Source organism: Lentzea waywayandensis (genome assembly GCF_900115955.1).
GTDB lineage: Bacteria > Actinomycetota > Actinomycetes > Mycobacteriales > Pseudonocardiaceae > Lentzea > Lentzea waywayandensis.
Window position 1 is genome coordinate 741098 of sequence record NZ_FOYL01000001.1, and the last position, 24909, is coordinate 766006.

A 24909-nucleotide genomic window follows, 5' to 3' on the forward strand; every position below is an offset into this window, starting at 1 on the left:
CTCGAAGATCAGGAGAAGCCCATGTCAGCGATCGCCTGCACTCCGTCTGCCATCCCGACCGAGGTCCGGCACCGGCTGCGACTCCAACTGACCACCGAGCACTCGATCACCGTCACGGAAGCTGATCGGATCGTCACCGACACGATCAGCTTTCTCATGGTGTGCGCGGCCAACCCGCACGAGCAGTTCAGGCCGAGCAGGCAGGTAGACCTCGGCTGGCATCAGTTCATCCTCAACACCCACGACTACGCCGACTTCTGCGATCGAACGGCAGGGAGGTTCATCCACCACGTGCCGGAGGAGTTCGCCGCGCCGGTGCGTCGCGCGACAGCGGACGCCCTCGGCCCTACCGTGGAGGCGATCAAGACCGCCGGGCTGCCCTTCCACGCCGAGTTGTGGCTGACCGGCGATGGACGTTGTTCGCAGTGCCACGCCGGCTGCACCAACTGCGGTCAGGGCGGCGGAGACCCGAGCTGAGGAACAGATGAGCGGCCGCCTCGAGTGGCAGGAGCTACCGGCTGGAGTGCGTGTGGCCGTCCAGGACCACACCGGCCTGGTCGTGAAGGCGGAAAGCGCATCCGTGGGACGCAACTCCGCGTTCGCCGCATCGCTGGCCACAGCGGATGGACTGGTGTTCTGCAAGGGAGGCAGAGCAGACAGTCCACAGGCGGTCATGCATCGCAACGAAGCGGCGGTGAACCCGTTCCTGCCGGAGGAACTGGCCCCGCGACTGCTGTGGCACGTCGAACGGGACGGCTGGTTGCTGCTCGGATTCGACCACGTCTCCGGGCAGCACGCCGATCTCTCCCCCGGTTCCCCTGATCTCCCGCTCGTGGCGGACGCCGTCAAGGAGATCGGCAAGATCGAGCCGCTGCGAGCACCGCGGCGAATGATCGCCGATCACTGGGAGGCGGCACTCGCGGACGAGCCTGCCGACGGGTGGGCGGCACACGCGCCACGACACATGCGCGGCTCGACGCTGGTCCATTCCGACCTCAACCCGTTGAACATCCTCGTCGCCGATACCGCTCGCATCGTCGACTGGGCGTGGTGGCGGACCGGCGCGGCCTGGATCGACCCGGCGTTCGCGGTTGTGCGGCTCGTGGCGGAAGGTCATCGGCCCGCGCAGGCCGAGGAATGGGCGGCACAGTTCGACGGGTTCCGGGAAGCGCCTGCCGAGGCGATCACCGCGTTCGCCGCATCGCTGGTGTGTCTGTGGGAACGGAGGTTCGCGGGCACCGCGACCACTGAAGCGGCGCGGTCGTGGGCGGAGTACCGGACAGCGAACGGCCCCCGATTCCCGTAGGAACCAGGGGCCGTCGAGCACCTGTGTCAGCCCGCGAGCGCGCGCACCCGGCGCAGCACCTCGTCCGCACCCAGCGTGCGGGCCACGGCGTGCAGGTCCGGGCTCGCCTTCGACCCCGTCAGCGCCACGCGGATCAGCTGCGCGGCCTCACGGATGGAGCCGGGGTAGGCGTCCGGGTTCTTCTTGAGCTCCTTGGGGTTCGGCGCGAACCCGTGCTTCGACGCGAGCTCGCGGATCTGCCCGAACCACTCCTGGCCGTCCTCCAGGTCCGCGTAGCCGTCGGCGAAGTCCGCGGCGAACGCGGAGATCAGCTCGGGCGACAGGCCGCCGAGGCGCTCGTCGGTCCGGTCGGACACGAGCGGGAACAGCGACGGGAAGAAGAAGCCGTAGGCCGTGCGGAAGTCCGCCCACTTGCGGAGGTCCTTGCGCGGGTTCGCGACCTCCGGGCCGCGCTCGACGCGCAGCGCCGCCAGAGCCGCGTCACGCTCCGAGGCCAGCGCCGTGACCAGCTCGGGGTCGTGGGTCGCCGCCCACTCCGACACGAGCGAGATGATCTCCTCGCCGGACAGCGTGGCCACGTAGTCGGCGCAGATGTCGTCGAGCTTCACCAGGTCGACCAGCGGGCCCGCGACGCCGCACTCGGCCAGCGAGATCGGCGTCTCCAGGGCCTCGGCCAGCGGCAGCTCGGCCAGGCGGGCGTTGACCAGGCCGCGCAGGTAGTACCGGACGGCCGGGGCCGGGAAGCCCGCCTCGATGAAGAACTCGACGGACGCCTCGGGGTCCTTGCGCTTCGAGAGCTTGCGCCGGGAGCCGCCCTGCTGCTTCATCAGCGGCGCGATGTGGGCGTACTCGACGCGCTCGAAGCCCAGGGCGTCGAACAGCTGCAGGTGCGTCGGGACCGAGGAGATCCACTCCTCGCCGCGGATCACCAGGTTCACGCGCATCAGGTGGTCGTCGACCGCGTGCGCGAAGTGGTACGTGGGCAGGCGCGGCGACTGGTCGGACGCCTTGAGGATCACCACGTCGTTGCGGTTCGCGTCGTGCTCCAGCGGACCCCGGATCGCGTCGACGAACGACGTCCGCTCCCCCGCCTTGCCCGGCGAACGGAAGCGCACGACGTACGGGCGGCCGGCCTCCAACGCCTCGGCAACGTCCTCGGCGGTCTTGTCGCGCCAGATCGCCCAGCGGCCGTAGTAGCCGGTCGGCAGCTTGGTGGCCTGCTGGCGGGCGGTGATGTCCGCGAGCTCTTCCTTCGTCGCGAAGCACAGGTACGCGTGGCCGGAACGCACCAGCTCACGCACGTACGTCAGGTAGACCTGCTCGCGCTGCGACTGGTGGTACGGGCCGTACGCGCCCACGGAGTCGGCCTCGTCGGGCTCGATGCCGAAGTAGGCGAACGCCTTGTTGAACTGCTCGACGGCGCCGGAAACCTCACGCGCCTGGTCGGTGTCCTCGACGCGCACGATGTACGAGCCACCGGAGTGGAACGCGACGTCGCGGTCGATCATGCCGACGTACAGGCCGCCGATGTGCAGGAACCCGGTCGGCGACGGGCCCAGGCGGGTGACCTTCGCGCCTTCGGCCAGCCCGCGAGGCGGGTACTGCTCCTCCCAGAAGGCCGGTTCAGGCAGGTCCGAGGGGAACAGGGCGTCGACGACGGCACGGTCGAGCATCGCTAGGGGTCTCCAAACCAGGGAAAGAAGTAGCCCCAGGTTATCAACGTGCGCGAGCCGAAATGCTGGCCCCTCGGTGATCGGCCTAAGCTGCTGCGCCATGGCCAAGTACCTCGACGTCCACCCGGTCAACCCGCAGAAGCGCGCCATCGACCAGGCCGTGAAGATCCTGCGGGAGGACGGCCTGATCGCCTACCCGACCGACTCCTGCTACGCGCTGGGCTGCCGGCTGGGCAACAAGGACGGCATCGACCGCATCCGGGAGATCCGCAAGCTCGACGACAAGCACCACTTCACGCTGATGTGCGAGAACTTCGCCCAGCTCGGCCAGTTCGTCGTCGTGGACAACGCGGTGTTCCGCGCGATCAAGTCCTCCACGCCGGGCAACTACACGTTCATCCTGCCCGCGACGAAGGAGGTGCCGCGCCGCATGATGCACGCGAAGAAGAAAACCGTCGGCGCGCGCATCCCCGACCACGTCGTGACGCAGGCGCTGCTGGAGGCGATGGGCGAGCCGCTGCTCACCAGCACCCTGCTGCTGCCGGACGAGGCCGAGCCGCTCGTGCAGGGCTGGGAGATCAAGGAACGCCTCGACCACGTGGTGGACGCGGTGATCGACTCCGGGGAGTGCGGCACCACGCCCACCACGGTGGTGGACTTCTCGAGCGGCGAGGCCGAGATCATCCGCTACGGCGCGGGCGACCCGGCCAGGTTCGAATAGCTAGGACACGACCAGCGCGTAGTCGGCGTCGGTCGCGGCCGTCTCGACGTGACCGTCGACGTTGACCGAGGTCGCGACCACCTCGACCGTCCAGTTGCCCGCGGCGGGCGTCTGGACGAGGACGTTCTCCACGGTGTCGACGGTGTTCGCGACGCCGCCGGACGTGGACCAGTTGCCGGCCAGCAGGCCGTTGTTGCCCCAGTAGACGGTGCCGTTGGGGGCGGTGACCTTCAGCGTCAGGTCGTTGACGGTCGCCTTGGCCGCGGTCGGCGAACCGGCCGGGTCGGTGTAGGCCAGCGTCGCGCGCAGCGGCGTCTGGCCGTTGGACGCCACGGTGTACTTGCGCGACTGACCGGTGGCCAGGAGGTCCGTCTCGTTCACCAGCACCGGCAGCTTCCACCCGCCCGCGCGAGCGCGGTCGTAGAGGTTGCGGACGGACGCCGTGCCCCAGCCCTGGTGCGTGCGGGTCTGGTCGTGCGTGGTGCCGGAGAACGTGAACTGGTTCGCGGTGTTGATCAGCAACGCCTTCGCGGTGGCCGCGTGCGGGCGCGAGGCGAACACGTCACGGCCCTTGCCGGGACCGCCGTCGAAGACGCCGTCCGCCCACATCTGGAACATGAGCCCCGCGTTGCCGCAGGTGATCGGCGTGGCACCGGACGTGCCGCCGAACGACGTCGTGTACGCGGTGTCGTTCGTGGACGTGGTGGTGTCGATGCGGTCGTAGTAGTTGGAGATCTCCGGCTTGATGCGGCCGTCCGCGGCGGGGCCGATCGACGCGCCGCCGTTCCACTTGTCGTCCGCGCGGTCGAGGGTGTTGTAGTGGTACTGGCCGCCGACCGAGAGCACGTTCTTCGACCACGCCTGCGGACGCGAGCTTCTGGTGCCCGCGTTGCTCTGCGACTGGCAGATCAGCAGGTCGTGGTCGAACACGATCCGGTCCATCTGCTGCGAGATCGAGTTGTACGCGGTGGTGAGCGAGTCGCCCCAGCTGTTGGACTGGAACACGGCCTTGTACTGGCCGGCCGGGTCGACGAGCTGCTTGGTGTGGGCGTAGCGGTCGCCGGTGTTGTAGACGGCCGTGATGCCCTGGCCCTCGGGCAGCAGGCCGCGGTGCGCGGACGAGACGCCGGACGCGAAGATCTGCCCGTACGTCGAGGTGCCGTGCGAGGTGTTCGTCGTGTTGGCGGTGTGCTGCAACGGCGGCCGGGCGCGGAACTCCTGGTGCGTCAGGCGGAACCCGCCGTCCATCACCTCGCCGCGCACGCCCTGGCCCTTGTAGCCGCCGACGCTCTCGATGTGGTTGGCACCGGACGACTCGCGCGAGATCGCCATGTCGGTCTCCGGCGCGGACACCGGGTCGATCGCGATCACGGCGGGCAGCTTCGCGAGCTGCGCCGCTTGCCCGGCGTCCAAGGTGGCCATGATGTGCTCGCGGCTCGCGGAGATGACGTTCACCTTGCCGCCCAAGGACTTCACCTTGGCGGCGACGGCCTTCTGGTCGCGCTCGTCCTGCTCGACCAGCGTGATCAGGTAGTCGGAAGCGCCGCCCAGCGCCATGATCTGCGGCTGGGCCTGGAACGGCCGCACCTCGCGCACGTAGCTCAGCCGCGAGACGCGCGCGGTGCTCGTCATGCGGGCGAGGTAGGTGCCGTCCTGGACGAACGCGCCGAGCCGCACGCCGAGGCCCTGGAGCTGGTGGCGCTGGCCGTCGTTCAGGGTGGTGCGGAACTGCAGCAGGTAGGCGCTCTCCGCCGGTGCGGCGACGGCAGGAACGCCGCTGACCAGCGAGAACACCGCGGCGACAGACAATATTGTGCGCAGCACGAAGAAAACCTCCATCGGCAGGGGTGGCGGCGACCGGAGGGAGTCACCGCCCGTGACCAGCACGTTACCGTCAAACACCAGGTCAGGACATCAGTCGTTCGGCGGTGATCATCTAGCGGGATGATGTAGAAGAATCCGTTCGGCCGCCGATATGCGTTCACCCGGATGGTTCATCCGGAGTAACGTCCGATCGGGTAAGCCCGACATGCCCGGCAAAGCATTTCCGCGCGGAGGACGGATGCCAGTCTCACCTGAGCAGCTGATGGAAGAACTGCGCACCTTGTGCCGTGGGCGCGGTGTGCAGACTCCCGGTATCGACTTGCACGTCGGACCGGCGTTGCGCCAGGTGTGCGGCATCGTCGAGACGGACGGCGCCGAAGCCGTGCGCACGAAACTGCGCGACTGGGTCCTGAACGCGACGCGCGGTTTCCCGGTCGAGGTCCGCAACGCCGTTCTGGCGCCGCTCGGACTGCACGACGAAGCGCAGTTCCGGTTCCTCAACGAACGCATCGAGTGGCTCGCGAAGCAGCAGGACCGCGGGGCGCGCACGGTGCGCAGGAGGATGGACGCCGGACTGCAGCGCCTGGTGGAGGTGGCGCTGCAGCCGGCTCCTTCGACGACGCACGTGGCGCCGTCGGAACTGTGGCACGTCAAGGAGTTCGACGCGCTGCTGAAGCTGGACGGTCCGACGCCCGCGTGCACGGAACGCCGGACCGTTGTGGCCGACACCGACGGTGTCAACGAGATCGCGTGGTCGATCACGATCCCCTCACCCACGCCCGACGGTGCTCCAGGCGACCTGGACGTGGAGGTGTTGCACGGGGTCGAGCTCATCGGCCACGAACGTCCGTCCCCGCGACGCTTCCTGATGAAGCTGCGGTTGCCCCGACCCCTCAACGCGGGACAAACACATCAGTTCGCGCTCGAAGTACGCGTGCCGCGGGGACAATCGATGCGTCCGACCTACGTGTTCTGGCCGGAGCGGATGTGCGAGTCGTTCCGGTTGCGGGTGCGGTTCGACCGGGACGACCTGCCGGAGTCGGTGTGGCGCGTCGAAGAGGCTCTGGCACGCGACACCGACGACCTGACGCCTTGGCCGCAGACGCTGCCGCTGGACGAGATCGGGGAGATCGACGTGCAGTTCCCCCATCCCCGCCAGGGCCGCGGCTACGGCGTGCAGTGGACGCCACGCTAGAAGCCGTGCGGGTTCAGATCATCTCGATGCAGAAGTGCGGTTCCACGGCTGACACCTCCCTTTGATGGCCAGGGAGAACCGCAGTCCGAAGCGAAGTCAGATCACCGTTGCAATGAAGACGCTGCCGGCCATGAATCCCAGAAAAAGGCAGATGGCGGCGACCTTCATAACGGTGGCGAGTGAGCAGATCATTCTCATCGAAGAATTCACCTTCTCATTCTGACTGGCTTTCGGGCTGATGTTCTCGCCGATGCACCAAGAGTGGCTTTCCGCCAGTCGAATGAGAACGGGTTTCCTGTTTCCAGCGAAATGAGGAAACCCTGGGAATCGCTATTTCTGGGTCGTGCGCCGCAGCGCCATCACGAGCAGCGCGTGCGAACTGCCGGCGTGCGGGAGCATGCCCTGCCGGACGAGGTCGAGCGCGTGGCAGAACGGCATGGTCCGCACGCGCAGGTCCGCCTCACCGGGCTCGAGCGCCGCCTCGCCCTGGGTGAGGTCGGTGGCGAGGAAGATGTGGTCGACGTGGTTGCTCAGGCTGTCCGCGCCGTGGATCTGGCCGAGCCGCTCCCACTTCGCCGCCCGCAGCCCGGTCTCCTCCGCGAGCTCACGACGTGCCGCGGCCAGCGGATCAGCGTCCCTGTCGTCGACGGCGCCGCCGGGCAGCCGCCATTCGGTGCCGCCGTGCGTGTAGATCCACTGGCGGGTCAGCACGACCTCGTCGTCGTCCTGGATCGCGAGGATCGTGACCGATCCCGGCGCCACGACGTGCGTGTAGGTGCCATGCCCGCCGTCGGGTCTGACGACGCTGTCGGAGCGCACCTCGAACCACTCCGACCGGTGGACCACGTTGGTCGCCAAGCGCTGCCAGACCATCACCACACCAGCCGCCTCGTCGAGCCGCGTCATCACCATGACTCACATGGAACCATCGCCGACCGTTCCAGATAGCCCCAGTTGATCGTCAATCAACGGCCAATAAGTGGACATTCCGCATTCGGGTGTTTGACGACCTACACACTGCCGGGGGGAGGGGGGTGAAGCCGTTGTCGCCCACGTTCGCCCAGGAGGTTCGCCGCCTGCGCAACGAGCGCGGGCTCTCGCTCAGTCAGATGACCGGCCTCGTACCGTACAGCAAGGGACACCTCAGCAAGATCGAGAACGGCCAGGTTCACCCGAACCCCGAAATGGCCAGGCTCTTCGACAACGTCCTTCAGGCTGACGGTCACCTGATCGAACTAGCCGACGCGCCGGCCCGTCCGATCCCCAGTGACCACACCACTCTTCTCACGTTCGACTCGATGTTCGACCACCACCGCGCGCTGGGCCACCGCCTGAGCCCCGAGGTGGTGCTGTCGAGCCTCCGCCCCCAGGTGGACGCGCTGAGTTCGATGGCCCGGTCGGCCGACGACCCCGGCCTGGGGCGCGGACTCTGGCTCCTGGCCGCCCGGTACGCGGAGTACGCGGGCTGGATGGAACAGGAACGAGGCGACGACGCCTCCGCGGCCGAGCTCACCAGACGCGCCGTGCAGTACGCCGCGCGAGGCGGCGACCCGGACCTGGAGGCCTACGCCTACGTCCGGGCCTCGGAGTTCGCCCTGTACCGGGGCGACGCGCACGCCACCGTCAGCTTCGCCCGCAAGGCGGCCAAGTCCCGTTCCACCGCGGTGAAAGCCGTTGCCGCCCAACGCGAAGCCCAGGGATACGCACTGGCCGGTGCCGCCGACCGCTGCCAGGCCGCCCTGGACCGCGCCGCCGAACTCCAGGGAGCCCTCGGCGAAAAGCGTTACGGCACAACGAGCCTCGTGGACCAGGTGGCCATCGCCCGCGCCTGGTCGTTCCACGACCTGGGCCGCCACGCCGAGGCCGCCGCGATCCTCGACGACCAGATGCCGCTGATCTCCCCCACCGCCCTGCGCGCCCGCACCCGCTTCGGCCTGCGCAGGGCCCTCGCCCACGCCGAGGCGGGCGACGTCGACCACGCCTGCGAACTGGTCGCCGACCTGCTGGACGACATCCGGCAGGTGCAGTCCGCGACCGTCCACATAGACCTGACGGCGTTCAGCAAGCTGTTGTCGCGTCTGCGTCCCGCGGCGGGGCGTGAGGTGGCGGGAGAGATCGGCGAGATCCTGTTCGCGCCCTAGACCCGTTCCAGCGCCTCGGCCATCTCCACCCACGCCTCCGCGACCCCGCGAGCCATGTCCGCCACCAGTTCCCGGCAGTGCGACGGCACCCCGGACACCACGGTGGCCCACTCCCCGGACGACACCGCGTGCGCCTCCAGCCACCGCAGCACCAGCCGCCCGTGCTCGTTGAACCGCAACGACGGATCGCGGCGCAGAATCGGCAGCGTGGCGTCGGGATCACGGATGTCGGTCCGCCCGGCGGGCAGCACCGCGTCGGCCCGCTCGGCGGCCCGCATCCGCTCCGGCACCGGATCCAGCCCGGCACTGAGCCTGCGCCGCACGTCCCGGACGGTCCCCGGCGACACCCCGGAGGCACGGGCGATGTCGCGCAACGAGGCGTCGGGCCGTTCCTCCACCATGCGCCCGGCGAGCCTGCGCCCGGCGGCGGAGTTGACCGGGCGGACCTTGCCGTCGCGGCCCACTCGCACCGGGGCCTGCCCGCCCACGGCGCGCCGCAGCACGCCGACGGACTTGGCCGCGAGGCCGGTGGAGGCCGCGATCGCGCGGTCCGACCACTGCGCGTGCGAGCGCAGCAGGCGCCGGGCCGCGGCCTCGCGATCCGCGGTCGACAGCGTCGACAGGTTCAGCGACACCGACAACCCGAACAGGTCCTCGACGGGTCCGTCGACGTACTCGACCTCGACGGAACGGCAGCCGCGCAGCACCGCGGCCTTCAGGCGGTGGGTGCCGTCGACGACCTTCATCGTCGGGCGGTGCACCACGATCGGTGGCAGTTGGGCGCCGGACGACGCCAGTGAACGAACGAAGTCGTCGCTGCAGCCGCGAAGCCGCGGCGACTCCGCGGACCGCAGCGCGGTGATGTTGACGAGCATGCGAAACCAAGCCCCCCAGGCTGATTGTCTCCAGAACCCCCAGGTGTCCGGACGACCGAACCAGGTTAGCTAGTTGTTCAACGGGAGCGCCACTCGATCGCGGGACACACGTCCATCACCATGTGCAGACCGGCCTCGCGAGCGCGCGCGTACGCGGCGTCGTCCACCACGCCGAGCTGGAACCACACCGCCTTGGCGCCGATCTCCACGGCCTCGTCCACGAACTGGCCGGCGTCCTCCGAGCGGCGGAACACGTCCACGACGTCGACCGCGAACGGGATGTCCGCCAGGGTCGCGTACCCCTGCTCACCGTGCACGGTCTCGGCGGACGGGTGCACCGGCACGATCTTCTTGCCGCGCTGCTGGAGGAACCGGGCGACGCCGTGGGCCGCGCGGGACGGGTTGTCCGAGAGCCCGACGATGGCCCAGACCTGGCAGTTCTCGAGGATCCAGTCGACGTCTTCGCGCATGCCCTCAACACTAACCTTGTGACCCCGGTCACAATTGCCGGAAGCCGGTCGAAACGCCGGGGTCCCCGATCGACGCCTGGGTAGAAACGCACCGGACACCAGGCAGAGGAGATCGAGATGCGGTTCATGGTCATCGTCAAGTCCACCCCGGAGACCGAGCAGGGCGTGATGCCGACGACCGAGGAGCTCACCGCCATGGGCAACTACAACGAGGAGCTCGTCAAGGCCGGCGTGATGCTCGCGGGCGACGGCCTCTACTCGAGCGACAAGGGCGCGCGCGTCCGATTCGACGGCACGGGCGCCACGACGGTCATCGACGGTCCGTTCACCGAGTCCAAGGAGCTGATCGCGGGCTTCTGGATCTGGGAGCTGCCGAGCCTTCAGGACGCCGTGGAGTGGCTGAAGAGGGCGCCGTTCCAGGAGGGCGAGGTCGAGATCCGCCAGGTCCACGGCGACGAGGCGTTCGGTGACGCGCTGACGCCCGAGCTCAAGGCGCAGGAGGACCGGCTGCGCGAGCAGATCACCTCCCAGAGTCAGTGAGTGAGCAGACTCAGTGAGTGCGCGGCAACGGCACGTCGGGCGCTGAGTGCGCGGTCAGCGCGACGCTCAGGGTCAGCAACGCACGCGGCGAGGTCGGACGGCAGCCCGTCAGCCGTTCGATCAGCCGCAGGCGGTGGTCGAGCGTGCTGCGGTGGATGTCCAGCCGCCGCGCCGCCGCCGCACGGTTGCCGTCCTCGGCGATGAACGCCCGCAGCGCGTCCAGCAACGGCTGTTGCGCCACCACGGGTTCGATCACCCGGACCAGTCGTTCGGCGACGTGCGGCCGGCGCAGCACCGCGAAGTCCGCCAGGACGTTGCGCAGCTCGTAGACGCCCGGCGCGCGGCAGGAGGCGACGCGCAGAACGTCCTCCGCCGTCGCGCGGGCGGCCGCGAGATCGCGCCGGGAAGCCCAGACGACGCCCATCCACACGTCCAGGCCGAGCCGCGCGTGCAGGTCACGGGCCAGCGCGAGCTGGCCGTCCTGGGCACAGGGCAGCAGCACGTAGCCGCCACGAACGCCGTCGAGCACCAGGGCGTCGGCGTTGTCCCGCAACGCTTCCAGCACGCGAGCCGCGTCGTCCTCAGTGGACGCGCAGAACGCGATCACCGCGTACGCGAGGGCCAGTCCGTCGAAGGAACCGTTGTCCCGGCCGGAGAGCAGGGTTCTGGCGAGCCGGCGGCGGGTCGCCACGTCCTCGACCGGGGGAAGGTCGAACGGACGGAGGATGTCACGCAGCACGTCTCCCAGCAGCCTGCTGTCCAGCACGGTGGTCACGCGTCGCCTCCTTGAGGTCCTGCGGTGTCGCACCGAACGGTAGGGAACTGTCGACAGTCGGCACAGGCCGCTTGAGGGAGCCTTAACGTTCACCGCGGACCGCTGAATCCGTTCAGCCCCAGGCGTTCGCGCGGCTCATTCCGATCGCCGTGCCCAGAACCGCGAGGTCACGCGGGTTGACGGGGCTCAGCCCGGTGAGCTCCTCGATCTGCCACAACCGGTAGTCGATGGTGCTGCGGTGGATGAACAGCTTCCTGACAGCTACCGCCCGGTTGCCGTCGGCCTCCAGCAACGCCAGCACGGTCTCCACCAGAACGGGGTTCGCCAGCAGGGGCGCGACGACCCTGTCCAGTTCGTCGCGGACCTCCGGCGTCTCCACCAGCGCGCTCTCGAACAACATGTCGTCGATCCGGTAGACACCCGGCGGCCGGCCGAGCGACGACACGAGCGCGTCGATCTCGTCCACCTCCCTGCGCGCCAGGGGAACACGGGCGGCGGGCCGTTCCGCGACGCACAGCCAGACCTCGCCGCCGATCTCGGCGCACACCTCCCGGCACAACGCGAGCGCGGCCCCTTCGGAGACCGGCAGCAGCAGATGACCGGACGACGCCCGCAGCACCGTGCCACGGCGCCGGAAAGCGTTTACCACTCGGTCCACCAACGCTCCGCGCACCGAGACGACGGTGTAGAACGCGGCGGCACCATCGGGAGCGCCACCGGCGAGCACCGCGTCCGCCAGCCCGTCGTCGGCCACGCAGAACGACGACATCAGCTCGGCGGCCAGCGCGGTTCCGGCGGATGCCAGCGCACGGGCGTCACCGCCGTCGTCCAGCATGGCCTCGGTCAGCAACCTGTCGGTGGACCGCAAGGCCACGACCACATGGGCGACCGGGACCTTCCCCGAGCGCAGACGTGACCCGACGCGGTGCGCCACAGCGACGGCGGCGTCCTCCCAGCCGTCGGCGTCAGCGGCGGCGGCACGGTAGACGGCGAGGAACTCCTCGTGCAGCAGGCGACCTACGTCGAAGAGCACGGGTCCCTCCCATCTTTCGCACCTCTGAAGGGTTTCAGCGCGGGCAGTGGGGAAAACCCCAGCGTTCTCCAGCGCTACGCCAGTGCCCGCGACCCTAACGTCGGGTGCATGGCACCTCAGCTGCTCGCCCCGGCGCGGCCGCCGATCCTCACGCCGTCGAACGAGGCCTGGCGCCAGTTCGCGCAGGCCCTCGCCCCCGTCGAGTTCGGCCGCGGCGACGTGCTGCTGCGGCTCGGTGTCCCCGCCGACGACCTGATCGTCGTGCGGGCGGGCAAGGCGAAGACCTGCCGCACCTCCCCCGACGGCCGCGAACTGGTGCTGGACTTCCACTGCGCGGGCGATCTCCTGGTGGAGCCGACGCTGTTCGACGCGGCACCGTCGGTGTCGACGACGGTCGCGATCACCGACGTGCAGGCGGGCCGGATCTCGCGGGCCGACCTGACGCAGTGGCTCGCGCTGTGCCCGGAGATCACCGAACGGCTGCTGGGCCAGATCGCCCGCCGGCAGCGCGAGTCGCACCAGATGCGCATGGACCTGGTGCAGATGGACGCCCCCGCGCGTCTCGCGAAGGCGTTGCTGCGCCTGGCCGGACGGTTCGGCACGGACCGCCGCGGCGCGTTGCTGATGATCGAGGACCTCACCCAGGAGGAGCTCGGCCAGTACGTCGGGTCGCGCCGCGACACCGTCAACAAGACGCTCTCGGACTTCGCCCAGCGCGGCTGGATCTCGATCGAGCGCAAGAGCATCTTCCTCACCGACCCGGCCCAGCTGTCGCGCCGGGTCCGCGTGGGCATGCCCGCCGTGCCCTCGCAGCGCTAGATCAACCGCAACGCAGGGAGATCCTCCGTGACAACAGAAACCCGCACCAGCACGGGCAAGGTCGTGCTGGGAGTCGTGGCCACCATCGTGGTGGCGTCGATCGGCAACGCCGTCGTGTCGTACCTGGCGCAGGCGCTGGGCGCCGACCCGAACGCCGTCGAAGGCCTGAAACCGCAGGGCTACGTCGTGCTGACCGCGCTGGGCGTGATCATCGCCGCGATCGCGTGGGCGACGATCCGCAAGCGCGCCAAGGATCCCGCGCGCACGCTCGGCAAACTCGTGCCGATCGTGGTCGTGGTGTCGTTCCTCGCCGACGTCCCGGTCTTCTTCCTGCCGGGTGCGAGCGTCGTCGGCGTGCTCGCGCTGATGGTCATGCACGTCGTCGTGGCGGCGGTGTCCGTGCCGATCTTCCGCCGCGTACTTCCTGTCTGACAGCAATGAGAACGGCCGGGAGGGCATGTCCTCCCGGCCGTTCTCGCGTTCACTCCGAGAGACTGAGCTCCGGCCACACCAGCGTCGTGGCGCCCCACGTGAGGCCGCCGCCGAACGCCGTCAGCAGCACCTTCTGCCCCACCTGCAGCTCCCCCGATCGCACGCCGTGCGCGAGCGCCAGCGGGATCGAGGCGGCGGAGGTGTTGCCGACGTCGGTGATGTTGGAGACGAACTTGTCCCGCGGCACCTCGAGCTCCGCCGACACCGCGTCCAGGATCCGGGTGTTGGCCTGGTGCGCGATCACCCTGTCCACATCGGACGCGACCCAGCCCTGCCGTTTGATCGCGTTGCGCGACGCGGCGGACATGCGGGCGACGGCGTTCGCGAAGACCTCGCGGCCCTCCATCTGGAAGAACTTGTCGCCGTGCGGCACGATGTCGCGCGACGACCGCTGCCGGGAGCCACCGGCCGGCACGGTGATCAGGTCGGACAGCTCGCCGTCCGAGCCGAGGTCGAACGGCCCGAGCGCGCCCGGCTCGTCCGGGGATCCCGCCCGCAGCACCACCGCGCCCGCGCCGTCGCCGAAGATGACGGACGTGGTGCGGTCCTGCGGGTTGAGGATCGTCGAGTAGGCGTCCCCGCCGATCATGATGAGGCTGTCCACGATGCCGGCCGTGATCAACCCGGCGCCGACGCCCAGCCCGTACACGAATCCCGTGCACACGGCCGCGATGTCGAACGCCGGGACGTCGATCAGTCCCAGCCGCGACGCGATCTCCGGAGCCGTCGCGGGACAGGGCCTGTCGGGTGTCGTCGTCGCGAGGATCACCGCTCCCGCGCCCGGCACGCCCGCCGACCGCAGTGCCCGCCGCGCCGCCTCGACCGACAGGTCCGAGGTCGCCATGCCGGGTTCGACCACGTGCCTCGTGGCGACCCCGATCCGCGACCGGATCCACTCGTCGGTCGTGTCCAGCTTGGCTGTCAGTTCGTCGTTGGTGACCACCCGCGGCGGGAGCCATGACCCGAGTCCCGCGACCACCGCTGCGCGCATTCTCCGACCTTCCTCACCGTTCGTCAGCCAGGACTTCCGGGAGGAAGTGGCTGGGAAACCCTTGGAACACCACGGGACGCTGGAACCGTTCGACGGCCCGCACGCCGACGGAGGTGTGGAACGGCGACGTGGTCGCGGGCCAGGGACCGCCGTGGTGCATGGCCGGAGTCGTCGCGATGTCGTTGGGCCACTGGTTCCACACGATCCGCCCCGCCCGCCCGGTCAGTTCGGTGACCAGTTCCGGCAGGACGTCGTCGTCCTCGCCGTGCACGGTCGCGGTCAGCTGTCCCGGCAACGCGGCGGCGAGCTCCAGCAGTTCGTGGCTGTCGCGGTAGGTCACCACGACGGACACCGGCCCGAAGCACTCGCTCAGCACGTCGTCGTGGCCGTTCAGCACGTCGGCGGCGGTGGTGCGCAACAACGTCGGCGCGTGCCCGCCCGCCCCGGACCCGCCCTCGACGAGCACGTCGAGGAACTCCGTCAACGCCTCCACGCCCGTCTCGAACCGCTTCGCCACGAGCTTGTTGAACAACGGTTCCGCCCGCAACGCGCGCACCTCGGCGGCGACGTCGTCGGCGAAAACCTCTGGTACGACCAGAAGTCCGGGCTTCGTGCAGAGCTGTCCGCTCTGCTGCGCCAGCGCCTGAGCGAACCCGCGCGCGATCTCCTGACCGCGTCTGCGAGCGGCCCGGGCGGTCACGAAGACGGGGTTCACGCTGCCGAAGCCGCCGTAGAACGGGATCGGCTCCGGCCGGGTCGCGGCGAGGTGGTGCAGTTCGCGGCCCACGCGGCTGCTCCCGATGAACGCGACGGCCCTGATCCGCGGGTCGAGCACGAGCCGACGGGCCCGGCGCTGACCGTGCACGAGCGCGAACACGCCCTTGGGCAGCACCTCCTCGACGATCTCGGCCGTGCGGTCGGCGAGATCGGGATAGCTGTGGCTCGCCTTCACCACGACCGGGCACCCGGCGGCCAGCGCCGACGCGGTGTCGCTGCCGGCCACGGAGAACGCGAACGGGTACGACGTGGAGCCGAAGACGGCGACCGGTCCGAGCGGCACCAGCATGCGGCGCAGGTCCGGCCTCGGTCCGGCCGGCCACGCCGGGTTCTCGCGGTCGACGACGACCCCGTTGACCGCGCCCGAACGCAGGTACCCGGCGAACGAGCGCAGCTGGAAGGTGGTGCGGGCCACCTCCGCGCGCAGGCTTTCGCCGGGGAGCCTGCACTCCCACTCGGCCAGCGCGACCAGGTCGCCGGTCTCCCGGTCGAGCGCCTCGGCGACGGCGTCGAGTGCCGCCGCCCGCTCGTCCGGCCGGGTCGTGCCCCACTCACGGGCGGCGTGTGCCGCCCGGTCGAGGATCTCCTCCACGACGGCCTACTTGATGTAGTCGGCGGAGACCCGGGGCGGCCAGCTGGCGACGCTGAGCACGCCGAGGCTGTAGGCACGCGAGACGAGCGCGGCGCGGTTGGGGGCCTTGAGCTTCTTGAGCATCGTGCCGACGTGGTACTCGACGCCCTGGCGCGACAGGAACAGCCGTGACGCGAGGCGCACGGTCGACTCGCCGGTGGCGATGCCCTCGAGGATGCGGGCGTCGAGCTCGGTGAGGATGCGGTTGCGGTCGACCACGACGGCGTTGGGCTGCTCGCCCTTCTCCGGGTTCACGACGACGACGAACTGCACCAGGTCGCCGTGCACGTCGTGGACGGCGATGCCGGTGATGTCGCCGGTGAAGACGGCGTGGCGCGGGCCGATGCCGGCGAGGTGCTCCACGAACCGCTGGCGGCGGCCCTCGACCAGGCGGTCGAACTGCTTGCGCATCGGGCCGTGCACGCCTGGGTGCAGCAGCTCGTAGAAGCTGCGGCCGAGCAGCGACTCGCGGGAGTGGCCGAACTGGGTCACGAAGTCGTCGTTGGCCTCGACCACGCGCAGCTGAAGGTCGAGACGAGCGAGGCAGAGACCGGAGCGTTCGAGCAGGGAGCGGAACACGTCCGCGTCCGGAACGGCGATCTGGTCGGTTGCGAGAGAACCAGCGGCAACAGTGTGCATCAGAGAGAATCCCTCTCGTGCAGAAAATGAAACTTGAGGCGTCCACAAGGCGATCTAGAACTATTTCCCGATTCTCGCCTTGACACGATGAATCGTAGGAAGATCTGCCGAACCCGGTCAACGAGGTGTGAGGGGTGGCCCCTAATGTTGTGGTAGGGGTGGGCCGGGGGTTCGGGGAGGCGTCCGCGTATTTCGGTAGGGCGTTTCGGCCGCGTCTCACCTGATCGCGCATCATGGCTCTGAACTGCACGGATGCCCGCGCTGCCGATCGAGACGGCACCGCGCGGTAACTGAGGCCCAGCTCAACTGTGCGGCACATGCGCACAAGAAATTCGTAGATGTGTCGCCGGTGTTACGCGTGCGGCGGGTAGGCCCTGGCGAGCGCGCCGGGTAGTTCCGTGCGGCGGCGGATGCCGAGCTTGCGGAACGAGTTGGTGAGGTGTTTCTCGATCGCGCGCGAGGTCACGGCGAGCTCGTCCGCTATTTCCGCGTTGGTGAGACCGCGGACCACGAGTCCGGCGACTTTGAACTCGGCGCGGGTCAATGCCACGACGATGCCGGGTGAATTACCGTCGAGTTCCTTCGCGATTCGCTGGGCCAGTCTTTCCGCGCCGCTTTCCACCGCGAGCCGGTGCGCGTCGCCGAGGCGGCGTTGCGCCTGAGGGTCGCCGTCCGCACGTTCCCGTGCGCCGAGGTGGAGCAGCGTCTTGGCCCGTTCGAACGGGTTGGCGTGCAGGACCTCGACGGCCTCGCGCAGCATGTCGAGGCCTTGGCCGCCGGGTGTGTAGCGGCCGAGCACGGTGAGCGCCCGCCCGATGCCGAGCGGCGCGCCCCAGCCGACCGCGCGGTCCCACCCGGCCGCCGCGGCGTCTCGGGCGGCCGCGAAGTCGCCAAGCTGGGCGTGCAGCCGTGCGACGTACACGCACCACGGCAGCAGCACGGGATTGCGCCACCCCACGGCGTCGAACACGCGACCGCAGTCCTGGAGGCGTTCGAGCGCTTGCGTGTGCTCCCCCGCCAGCGCCTCACCCATCGCGTGCAGCATGCGGTAGACGGCGTCCACGCCCGCGGGTTCGTCGCGATCGGGCCGGGAGACGAGGAGTTTCGCGATCAGGCCGGGATCGCGCAGGTCCACGGCGACGGCGATGAGCCCGATCGCGGCGGTCGTGGTGTCCCCGCGCCAGTCCAGCACGGCGAGGTCGACGGCGTGTTCGGCGGCCGCGCGCGCCTCCCCCGGCCTGCCGAGGTGCATCAGGACGAACGACTGCTGGGCGCGGATCAGGGCCTGCTCGACGGTGTTCGTCGCCTGCCCGAGCGCCTGGTCGAGCCACGGCACGGCCTCGTGCGCGGCGTCGGCGGCGGCGAGGACCTTGATGAGCAACGGCAACGCGGTGTGCACGTGGTTGGGGTGCGGCGGTTCCTGTCGCAGCACGGTGCGTGCGATGGCCGCGACCTCGTGCGCGGGCAGGCGGGCGGTGAGCATGGCGGCGTCGAGCAGCACGATCTGGAGTTCGCGTTCGCCGGCGGTGGTGCCGCTGATCTGCCGGAGGCGTTGCGCGGAGTCGGCGAGCAACGCGGGGTCCGAGTGCCACGCGTACCGTTGCCGCGCCTCGAGCCGGTACGCGAGCTCCTGGTTGTGCGCGAGGCCGGCGGCGACGTGGTCGATGAGGTCGCGCACGGGCCGGGGTGCCGAGCCGAGGGCGGTCGGCGCGATCCGCACGAGCGCGGCCGCCCGTTCCTCGACCTCGCGGAACAACGGCACCGCATAGGAGATGTGCCGGACGGACGCGGCGGGGTCGAAGAGGCGTTCGGCGGTGGCGAGGTCGACGAGCAGCCGGGCGCGTTGCTCGGAATCCCTGGGGACATCACGCAACGCCCGGCGCAGGTAGCGGGCGGCGACCTCGGGCGCGCCTCGGCGCAACGCGGTCGCGGCGGCCTCACCGAGCGTCTCGATCGCCCAGGCCCCCTGCGCGGAAGTGACGGTGAGCAGCCGGGCCGCGACCTGTTCGGCGGGCCTGCCGTTGTCGTGCAACAACTTCACGGCCTTCGCCTGCCAGCCGTCGCGTTCGCCGACGGGCATCGACTCCTCGATCGCGTCCCTGATCACCGGCCTGCCGATCACGAGACCGGCCTGGTCGAGGACGCGCTGGGCCTCGTGCGCCTGCCGGTCGGTGAGCCCGGCGAGCCGGCCGACCAGCTCATCCTCCCCGAGCACGGCCGCGGCCTTGGCGAAGTCCCGGGCGAACCGCGGCTGGGTGGCGAGGTCGCGCACGAGCCTTTCCCTGAGCCGCGCGGGGCGCAGCTCCTGGACGTGCGGGACCTGGTCGGCCGTAGGACTCGTGACGTGGTGCAGCACCGCGCACAGGAACATCGGGTTGCCGCCGGTCACCTCGTGGCACGCGGCGACGAACTCGTCGTCGGGGCGCCGGCCGGTGCGGCGTTCGACGAGTTCCGCGATCGCCTGGGGCGACAGCGGTTCCGGCCGGATCTCGGTGCTCTCGAGCAGTCCGCGCGTGCTGTCCCTGGTGGCCGCGACGAGCAGGATCGGCCGGCTCTTCAGCGTCGCGGAGAGCGTCACCAGCCAGTGCGACGACGGGTCGTCGGCCCACTGGAGGTCGTCGATCAGCAGCAACACCGGCTGTTCGGCGCCGATCGCCCGCAGCAGCGCGGTCAGTCCGCTGATCGCCGCCTCCTGCACGGCGAACACCGAGTCGACCGGCGTGTCCTCGTCGAACACGGGTCTCGCCAGCCCCGCCGGGCCGCTGAGCAGGCCGGCGCGGTCCTGTGCCAGCACGGGATCCAGCAGCTGGCGGGCGACACCGAACGCGAAGTCCTGCTCCAGCGCGGAACAGGTGGCGGTGAGCACGCGGAAGCCGGTGGCCCGCGTCCGGATCGCGTCGAGCAGCGCGGACTTGCCGCAGCCGAGCGGTCCGGTGATGACGACCTGGCCGCCGTCACCCTGGCGTGCGCGGTGCAGCGCCTCGGTGAGCCGGCGCAGTTCGCCGGTGCGTTCGAGCAGGATCATCACGAGGCCAGGTAGTCCGCCAGCTCCGCACGGCTGGAGATCCCGAGTTTGCGGTAGGCGCGGGTCAGGTGCACCTCGACGGTCCGCAGCGTCACGAACAGGTGGTCGGCGATCGCCCGGTTCGTCACGCCGGCCGCCGCCAGGTCCACGACCTTGCGCTCGCTGGCCGTCAGCACCGCCAGGCCGTCCACAGTGGACGGCACGCGCATCCGCCCGCCGACGCCGAGCAGCAACGTCCTGGCCGAGTCCGCGAGCGTCCGGCTGCCGGCCCGCAACGCCAGTCCGACGGCGGCCCGCAGGTGCGCCCGCGCCTGCCGGGAATCGCCCACGCCGGTCCACCGCTGCCCCAGCAGCAGTTCGGTCCGTGCCTGCTGGATGAGCGACGGCACCGCCGCGAACCCGTCCGCGGCGGCCCTGGCCATGTCCATCGCGCCGAGCCCGGTCGTGGCGTAGGCCTGTGCCAGCAGGGAGAACGCGGCCGACTCCCTGGTCGGCCAGGCCTTGGCCAGCCGGTCCGCCTCGCGCGTGGCGACGGTGGCGTCCCGTCCGGCCAGCGTCATCACCTGCACGACGTCGATCCACGTCGGCAGCGCGCCGGGATCGCTGAGCCCGACCGCGGACATCACCGTCTGGCAGGCCGCCATCCGTTCGGCCGCCAGCGGGAGGTCGTCCTGCACGAAGGCGAGCCAGCCGGACGCGCGGAGGTACTCGCGGTGGACCGGGGTGAGGTGCCGGACCTCGTCCTCGTCGATCTCGTCGAGCAGCTTCTCCGCGAACGGGGTGTTGCCGGTCTGCAACGACAGCCAGGCCAGCAGAACGACCGCGCGCGGCAGCTGCCAGCCGCCGTCGCGCATCGCCTGGACCGCCGTCGCGGCGTCCAGGGTGGCACGCTGGAGATCGCCCAGCGACATGTGGACGAGTGCGCGCTGCACGAGCGATCGGCAGCGGGCGAGCGAGTCCCCGTTGCCGGAGAAGGCGTCCACGGCCCGGTCGAGCACGGAGAGCGCTTCCCCGGCATGGCCCGCCACGCGCAGAACCGTTGCGGCGGAGAGCATCGACCAGTCGGTGAGCGCCTCCGAGTCGGCGAGGGCGGCCCGCGCGTACCCGACGGCGGCGTCCATCGATCCCCCGCCGCGCATGGTGGCCTCGGCGACGACGCCGAGCAGGCATCGTCGTGCCGTCGTGTCTCCCGCCGGCGGTGGTGTGGCAGTGGCGACGGCCGCCGCGGCCACGCGGGCGTCGTCGAGGTCGATCGACAGCTGCACGGCGTCGAGCAGCGTGACGAGGTCCGCGGACAGCGCGGGATCCCGGGCCAGCCGCAGGAACGCGCGGGTGCGCCCGGTCAGCGCGTGCTTCACGGCGAGCGCGGCCCGCAGATCCGGGTCGGTGGTGCGGTGGAACGCGGCGGCGAGGTGTTCGCACGCCTGCGCGGGATCGTGCCGGGACAGCTCAGTCGCCAGGTTGACCCGCAGCTCGACGTCGTCGGGACTGAGCTCGACGAGACGACGCAGGTAACGGGACGCGTCCTGGGGCTGCCCGCCCGCGGCCGCCTCGTGCAGCACCTGCGACATCCAGGGCGCGTCGACGGCGGGCAGGTGGACGAGCTGGTCGGCGACCGCGCCCGCGTCGTGCCCGAACTCGTCCAGCACGACCGCCGCGCGGTGCCGCAGCTCGGCGGCCTCGGCCGGGTCGAGCACGTCCAGCACTCCCGCCCGGTACCAGGCGCGGACGTGGTCGGGCAGGCCCTCGCCGAGCAGGTGGTGCCTGCGCAGCGTGGAGATCCCGGTCTCGGCCACCCGCGCGGACACCCCGGCGAGCGGCCCGACGAGTTCCTCGCGGTCGACGACCACGAGCGCGGTGGCGATGGCGCGCAGGTGTTCCGGCTGGTCGCGCAGCCGCCGGGCGGCGACGAGCTCGACGGACTCCTGGCGGAGCGCCTGCGCGGCGCGGATGTCCGCGAGCACGGTGGTGAGGTGGCTCGGGATGCCGCCGGACAGGCGCAGGCACAGGTTCGTGAACACCGCGTCCGGCGGGAAGTGCAGGGTCGTGGAGATCATGTCGGCGACCTGCGGCGTGGTGAGGGGGTGCAGGTCGACCACGTGCGCGCGGGCCAGGTCCACGTGCAGCGGCGAGTTCTGCGACAGGACCAGGCTGACCGGTTCGTCGCCGAGTCTGCGCAGCACGAAGTCCACCCAGCGGACGGTGGCGTCGTCGCACGCGTCGAGGTCGTCGAGGACCAGGCAGACGGGCGAGCGTTGCGCGAGCGTCACGACGTCACGCCACATGGCGCGATAGACGCGGTAGAAGGCGGCCGCGGACGTGTCCGTCAGTTCCGGAACTCCCGTGCCGGTCTGGGCGAGCAGCCGGCGGGCGACGGTGAGCGGCAGGCGTTCGCCGCGGCCGCCCGCGCTCAGCACCGTTGTCCCGGCACGAGTCTCGGTCGCGGCGGCCAGGCGCAGGACGGCGGACTTGCCGGTGCCCCGGCCCCCGCGCACGAGCACGGCCTGCGCGCCCGTGCCACGGCGGGCCGCGGTCGTGTGGTGCGCCACCGCGGTGAGCACGCTCTCACGACCGAAGAGCTCCGACTGGTCGTCCACCGCCTACCGCCTCAGGCTCGAAGAGTGACCCTGCGCTGAGGATAAATGCCCCAGGTGACCGGACCGCAAACTCCGCGAGGCAAGTGTCAAAGTCTGGCACGGTGATTCCGCATTGTGCGGGTGGCGAATCCACCGCCGGTTCCAGTCAGTGAACTAATACGCCACAACGCGGCCCGGCACAACCCGGTAGAGGCTCGGTTTCTCCGGGAGGAACGCGAGCCCGAAGCGCGTGAGGAACTCGCCGAAGGCCGCGTCCACGAAGTCGTCGTCGGGCAGGCCGTCCCACGTCTCGGCGGCGGCCCGCGCGACGTCGACGGCGGTGCTGTCGTAGACGACGAGGTCCGGCAGGTCGCCCGCGAAGTAGCCGCGTGCCAGCGAGATCGGCGACGCGCTGTCGTCGAGGAACCCCACCACGTCCCACCTGCCCTCGGTCGCCTCGCTCAGCGCGAGACGGGCGGCGACCTCGGACGAGGTGGCGTAGGTGACGCGGTAGCCGCGCCGCACCAGTTCCTCGATCACCGCGAGCGCCGGTAGTGCCTGACCCTGCGCGGGATTGGCGAAGATCGCCACGTGCCGCCTGGCGCCGACCTCCTCGGCCATCCTTGATGACCACCTCTCTGCGAACGACGTGCTGCCTGATGCCGTTGTACGGCATTCAATGCTCGGGAATCTCTCACTTTCCTTTGTTCACGAGCCGGAATCCGCTGCCTGTTTTCTGCCCGAGGTGACCGGAGGCGACGAGCCGGCGCAGTTCCTCGGCGGGCGCGGGTTCTCCGTTGGGAGAGGCCGCACTGAGCGTCTCCAGAATGGCGAGCGAGATGTCGAGACCAATGGTGTCGAGGAGGGTGAAGGGCCCCATCGGGTGGTGGAACGCCGTCACGATCGCCGTGTCGATCTCCTCGACCGTGACGTCGGTGCGGTCGAGCATGCGAATGGCGTCGTTCAAATACGGGAACAGCACGTGGTTCACGATGAACCCGACGCGGTCCGCGCAGTCCACCCCGGTCTTGCGCAGCCACTTCACCAGCGCGTGAGCGGTGGCGTGCACGTCGTCGGCGGTGTGTTCGGTGCGGACGATCTCGACGAGCTTCATGACCGGTGCGGGGTTGAAGAAATGCAGCCCGATCACGTCCCGCGGGCGGCTCGTGACGTTCGCGCAGTCGGTGACGGAAAGGCTCGACGTGGTGGTGGCGATGATGGCGCCGGGTTTGACGGCGGCGTCGATGCCTTGCAGCACAGCGGTTTTCACGGCCATGTCCTCGGCGACGGCCTCGATGACGATGTCCGCTCCGGCGAGCGCCTCGTAGCCCGTGGCGGCGGTGAGCCGCGCGAGAACGTCCTGGCGGTCCTGTTCGGACATCCTGCCTTTCTGCACGAGTCTGGTCAGAGACGAACAGATCTGATCCCGCGCGGCCTCGGCCTTTTCCTGGGTGCGGGCGACGAGCGTGGTGGGAATGCCCGCCACGATCAGGACCTCCGCGATACCCCGGCCCATCAGCCCGGCGCCCACGACACCCGCGCGGCGGATCTCGCGTGGTTCGCCCTCGCTCACGCGGTTGCGGGGCGGGGGCAGCATCTCGCCGCGGTCGTCGTAGCGATGGAAGCCCCGGCCCGTCTTCCGTCCGAGGTGGCCTTCCTCGACCTTGCGGTCCAGCAACGGTGACGGGACGTAGGAGGCGGAACCGGTGAGGTCGTGGAGGTTCCGGAGAGCGGAGCGGACGGTGTCGAGCCCGATCAGGTCGAGCAGGTGCAGCGGGCCGAACTTGAGGCCACAGCCCAGTTTCAGGGCGGCGTCGAGGTCTTCGACGGTCGCGTAGCCCTCGTCGGCGAGGTTCATCGTGCGGTTCATGCACGCGTACAGCAGCGCGGACGCGGCCTCGACCGGCCGGCCGCCGAGACTCACGAGCTCGGTGCCTGCCAGCCGGACCGCCTTGCGTGCCAGGTGAAACGCCTCCGGGGAGGCCATGGACGTGCCGATCAGGCTCGCGTGACACCCGTACGGCGGTGGGATGGAGTAGCGCAGCCCGACGACGCGGTCCGGTGCGCCGGACGCGATGGCGAGTTTCGCCACGGACAGCGTCGGTGTGGTGGTGAGGAAGACCGTGCCCGGCGCGCACTGGTCGACGAGCTGCCGCAGCACGGTCTCCTTGACGCCGAAGTCCTCCGGCAGCGCCTCGATGACGAGGTCGGCCCGCTTGAGGTCGACCAGTTCGGTCGCGAGGCTCAGCCGGGAACAGCTCAGCCTGTCGTGGACGCGCGACAGCACCTCGAGCTCGCTGTCCACGCCGATCACCTCGGCCCCGTTCGCGAGCAGGACCTTCGTGAGGCCCTCCCCGAGGCTGCCGAGCCCCACCACACCGATCACGAGCATGTCCGGCTCCTTGC

At 70.2% G+C, this 24909-nt stretch carries 23 protein-coding genes; 9 read left to right on the top strand and 14 right to left on the bottom strand.

The annotated features are described in order from the left end of the window. The first annotated feature begins 21 nt into the window (after window positions 1-21). Both BM417_RS03480 and BM417_RS03485 read left to right on the top strand, forming a co-directional pair. Window positions 22-477, top strand: coding sequence for a glycine-rich domain-containing protein (locus BM417_RS03480; protein WP_093588232.1), 456 nt, complete (start codon window positions 22-24; stop codon window positions 475-477). Window positions 478-484: 7 nt separating this feature from the next. After that, on the top strand, window positions 485-1306 hold the full coding sequence (locus tag BM417_RS03485; protein ID WP_093588233.1) for a phosphotransferase family protein: 822 nt from the start codon (window positions 485-487) through the stop codon (window positions 1304-1306). A 26-nt stretch (window positions 1307-1332) separates the two neighbouring features. Here the strand turns inward: BM417_RS03485 and BM417_RS03490 are convergent, their stop codons facing one another. Next, window positions 1333-2979 (bottom strand): glutamate--tRNA ligase, encoded by a 1647-nt coding sequence (locus BM417_RS03490; protein ID WP_093588234.1) that lies wholly within the window; start codon window positions 2977-2979, stop codon window positions 1333-1335. Window positions 2980-3079: 100 nt separating this feature from the next. Between BM417_RS03490 and BM417_RS03495 the strand changes: the two genes are divergently transcribed. Further along, window positions 3080-3700 (top strand): L-threonylcarbamoyladenylate synthase, encoded by a 621-nt coding sequence (locus tag BM417_RS03495; protein WP_093588235.1) that lies wholly within the window; start codon window positions 3080-3082, stop codon window positions 3698-3700. Here the strand turns inward: BM417_RS03495 and BM417_RS03500 are convergent, their stop codons facing one another. After that, window positions 3701-5524 carry a S8 family serine peptidase gene (locus BM417_RS03500; protein ID WP_245821660.1) on the bottom strand — a complete coding sequence of 608 codons (1824 nt, stop codon included), beginning with the start codon at window positions 5522-5524 and terminating at the stop codon, window positions 3701-3703. Window positions 5525-5762: 238 nt separating this feature from the next. Here BM417_RS03500 and BM417_RS03505 point away from each other — a divergent pair, with 238 nt between their 5' ends. Together BM417_RS03505 and BM417_RS47525 are read left to right on the top strand one after the other, a co-directional pair. Beyond that, window positions 5763-6719 carry a hypothetical protein gene (locus BM417_RS03505; protein ID WP_143138483.1) on the top strand — a complete coding sequence of 319 codons (957 nt, stop codon included), beginning with the start codon at window positions 5763-5765 and terminating at the stop codon, window positions 6717-6719. A gap of 64 nt (window positions 6720-6783) precedes the next feature. Further along, window positions 6784-6942, top strand: a complete 159-nt coding sequence (locus BM417_RS47525) for a hypothetical protein (RefSeq protein ID WP_177320255.1) — start codon at window positions 6784-6786, stop codon at window positions 6940-6942. A 107-nt stretch (window positions 6943-7049) separates the two neighbouring features. On the opposite strand, the gene BM417_RS03510 is transcribed toward BM417_RS47525, so the two are convergent. Then, complete coding sequence (locus tag BM417_RS03510) at window positions 7050-7631, bottom strand: NUDIX domain-containing protein (RefSeq protein WP_245821661.1); 582 nt, start codon at window positions 7629-7631, stop codon at window positions 7050-7052. A gap of 122 nt (window positions 7632-7753) precedes the next feature. Between BM417_RS03510 and BM417_RS03515 the strand changes: the two genes are divergently transcribed. Beyond that, the gene (locus BM417_RS03515; protein WP_143138484.1) at window positions 7754-8860 is read left to right on the top strand and encodes a helix-turn-helix domain-containing protein; all 1107 of its coding nucleotides are present in this window, start codon (window positions 7754-7756) and stop codon (window positions 8858-8860) included. On the opposite strand, the gene BM417_RS03520 is transcribed toward BM417_RS03515, so the two are convergent. Together BM417_RS03520 and BM417_RS03525 are read right to left on the bottom strand one after the other, a co-directional pair. After that, complete coding sequence (locus BM417_RS03520) at window positions 8857-9735, bottom strand: ParB/RepB/Spo0J family partition protein (RefSeq protein WP_093588238.1); 879 nt, start codon at window positions 9733-9735, stop codon at window positions 8857-8859. The two genes, BM417_RS03515 and BM417_RS03520, sit on opposite strands and share 4 nt — an antisense overlap. A gap of 77 nt (window positions 9736-9812) precedes the next feature. Then, window positions 9813-10205: a CoA-binding protein gene (locus tag BM417_RS03525; protein WP_093588239.1), complete on the bottom strand. Its 393-nt coding sequence runs from the start codon at window positions 10203-10205 to the stop codon at window positions 9813-9815. A 117-nt stretch (window positions 10206-10322) separates the two neighbouring features. Between BM417_RS03525 and BM417_RS03530 the strand changes: the two genes are divergently transcribed. Then, complete coding sequence (locus BM417_RS03530; protein ID WP_093588240.1) at window positions 10323-10745, top strand: YciI family protein; 423 nt, start codon at window positions 10323-10325, stop codon at window positions 10743-10745. Window positions 10746-10755: 10 nt separating this feature from the next. Here the strand turns inward: BM417_RS03530 and BM417_RS03535 are convergent, their stop codons facing one another. Then, a complete protein-coding gene (locus BM417_RS03535; protein ID WP_093588241.1) occupies window positions 10756-11520 on the bottom strand; it encodes a PucR family transcriptional regulator in 765 nt (254 codons plus the stop codon). Between the two features lie 112 nt (window positions 11521-11632). Further along, a complete protein-coding gene (locus tag BM417_RS03540; RefSeq protein WP_093588242.1) occupies window positions 11633-12553 on the bottom strand; it encodes a PucR family transcriptional regulator in 921 nt (306 codons plus the stop codon). A 108-nt stretch (window positions 12554-12661) separates the two neighbouring features. Here BM417_RS03540 and BM417_RS03545 point away from each other — a divergent pair, with 108 nt between their 5' ends. Further along, on the top strand, window positions 12662-13372 hold the full coding sequence (locus BM417_RS03545) for a Crp/Fnr family transcriptional regulator (RefSeq protein ID WP_093588243.1): 711 nt from the start codon (window positions 12662-12664) through the stop codon (window positions 13370-13372). A gap of 27 nt (window positions 13373-13399) precedes the next feature. Continuing rightward, entirely contained in the window at window positions 13400-13804 is a 405-nt protein-coding gene (locus tag BM417_RS03550) for a DUF6069 family protein (protein ID WP_093588244.1), read from the top strand. Between the two features lie 49 nt (window positions 13805-13853). Here BM417_RS03550 and BM417_RS03555 read toward each other — a convergent pair whose 3' ends face one another. The 7 genes from BM417_RS03555 to BM417_RS03580 all read right to left on the bottom strand — a co-directional run bounded on the left by BM417_RS03555 (window position 13854) and on the right by BM417_RS03580 (window position 24895). Then, window positions 13854-14855, bottom strand: a complete 1002-nt coding sequence (locus BM417_RS03555; RefSeq protein WP_093588245.1) for a beta-ketoacyl-ACP synthase III — start codon at window positions 14853-14855, stop codon at window positions 13854-13856. Between the two features lie 13 nt (window positions 14856-14868). Next, window positions 14869-16224: an aldehyde dehydrogenase family protein gene (locus BM417_RS03560; protein WP_177320256.1), complete on the bottom strand. Its 1356-nt coding sequence runs from the start codon at window positions 16222-16224 to the stop codon at window positions 14869-14871. A 6-nt stretch (window positions 16225-16230) separates the two neighbouring features. Next, the gene (locus BM417_RS47530) at window positions 16231-16902 is read right to left on the bottom strand and encodes a PAS domain-containing protein (RefSeq protein WP_177320257.1); all 672 of its coding nucleotides are present in this window, start codon (window positions 16900-16902) and stop codon (window positions 16231-16233) included. 352 nt (window positions 16903-17254) lie between these two features. Beyond that, window positions 17255-19927 (bottom strand): ATP-binding protein, encoded by a 2673-nt coding sequence (locus BM417_RS03565; RefSeq protein ID WP_245821713.1) that lies wholly within the window; start codon window positions 19925-19927, stop codon window positions 17255-17257. Continuing rightward, window positions 19927-22524 carry a LuxR C-terminal-related transcriptional regulator gene (locus BM417_RS03570; protein ID WP_093588247.1) on the bottom strand — a complete coding sequence of 866 codons (2598 nt, stop codon included), beginning with the start codon at window positions 22522-22524 and terminating at the stop codon, window positions 19927-19929. Before BM417_RS03570 ends, BM417_RS03565 begins: the two co-directional genes overlap by 1 nt. Before the next feature lie 153 nt (window positions 22525-22677). Continuing rightward, window positions 22678-23124, bottom strand: coding sequence for a glycosyltransferase (locus tag BM417_RS03575; protein WP_093588248.1), 447 nt, complete (start codon window positions 23122-23124; stop codon window positions 22678-22680). Window positions 23125-23197: 73 nt separating this feature from the next. Then, on the bottom strand, window positions 23198-24895 hold the full coding sequence (locus BM417_RS03580) for a 3-hydroxyacyl-CoA dehydrogenase family protein (protein ID WP_093588249.1): 1698 nt from the start codon (window positions 24893-24895) through the stop codon (window positions 23198-23200). Window positions 24896-24909 lie beyond the last annotated feature (14 nt).

What these genes read in the sequence shown, in the direction of transcription:
- BM417_RS03480 (WP_093588232.1), top strand. Translation starts at nt 22, where the DNA reads ATGTCAGCGATCGCCTGCACTCCGTCTGCCATCCCGACCGAGGTCCGG.
- BM417_RS03485 (WP_093588233.1), top strand. Translation starts at nt 485, where the DNA reads ATGAGCGGCCGCCTCGAGTGGCAGGAGCTACCGGCTGGAGTGCGTGTG.
- BM417_RS03490 (WP_093588234.1), bottom strand. Translation starts at nt 2,979, where the DNA reads ATGCTCGACCGTGCCGTCGTCGACGCCCTGTTCCCCTCGGACCTGCCT.
- BM417_RS03495 (WP_093588235.1), top strand. Translation starts at nt 3,080, where the DNA reads ATGGCCAAGTACCTCGACGTCCACCCGGTCAACCCGCAGAAGCGCGCC.
- BM417_RS03505 (WP_143138483.1), top strand. Translation starts at nt 5,763, where the DNA reads ATGCCAGTCTCACCTGAGCAGCTGATGGAAGAACTGCGCACCTTGTGC.
- BM417_RS47525 (WP_177320255.1), top strand. Translation starts at nt 6,784, where the DNA reads ATGGCCAGGGAGAACCGCAGTCCGAAGCGAAGTCAGATCACCGTTGCA.
- BM417_RS03510 (WP_245821661.1), bottom strand. Translation starts at nt 7,631, where the DNA reads ATGGTGATGACGCGGCTCGACGAGGCGGCTGGTGTGGTGATGGTCTGG.
- BM417_RS03520 (WP_093588238.1), bottom strand. Translation starts at nt 9,735, where the DNA reads ATGCTCGTCAACATCACCGCGCTGCGGTCCGCGGAGTCGCCGCGGCTT.
- BM417_RS03525 (WP_093588239.1), bottom strand. Translation starts at nt 10,205, where the DNA reads ATGCGCGAAGACGTCGACTGGATCCTCGAGAACTGCCAGGTCTGGGCC.
- BM417_RS03530 (WP_093588240.1), top strand. Translation starts at nt 10,323, where the DNA reads ATGCGGTTCATGGTCATCGTCAAGTCCACCCCGGAGACCGAGCAGGGC.
- BM417_RS03545 (WP_093588243.1), top strand. Translation starts at nt 12,662, where the DNA reads ATGGCACCTCAGCTGCTCGCCCCGGCGCGGCCGCCGATCCTCACGCCG.
- BM417_RS03555 (WP_093588245.1), bottom strand. Translation starts at nt 14,855, where the DNA reads ATGCGCGCAGCGGTGGTCGCGGGACTCGGGTCATGGCTCCCGCCGCGG.
- BM417_RS47530 (WP_177320257.1), bottom strand. Translation starts at nt 16,902, where the DNA reads ATGCACACTGTTGCCGCTGGTTCTCTCGCAACCGACCAGATCGCCGTT.
- BM417_RS03565 (WP_245821713.1), bottom strand. Translation starts at nt 19,927, where the DNA reads ATGATCCTGCTCGAACGCACCGGCGAACTGCGCCGGCTCACCGAGGCG.
- BM417_RS03575 (WP_093588248.1), bottom strand. Translation starts at nt 23,124, where the DNA reads ATGGCCGAGGAGGTCGGCGCCAGGCGGCACGTGGCGATCTTCGCCAAT.
- BM417_RS03580 (WP_093588249.1), bottom strand. Translation starts at nt 24,895, where the DNA reads ATGCTCGTGATCGGTGTGGTGGGGCTCGGCAGCCTCGGGGAGGGCCTC.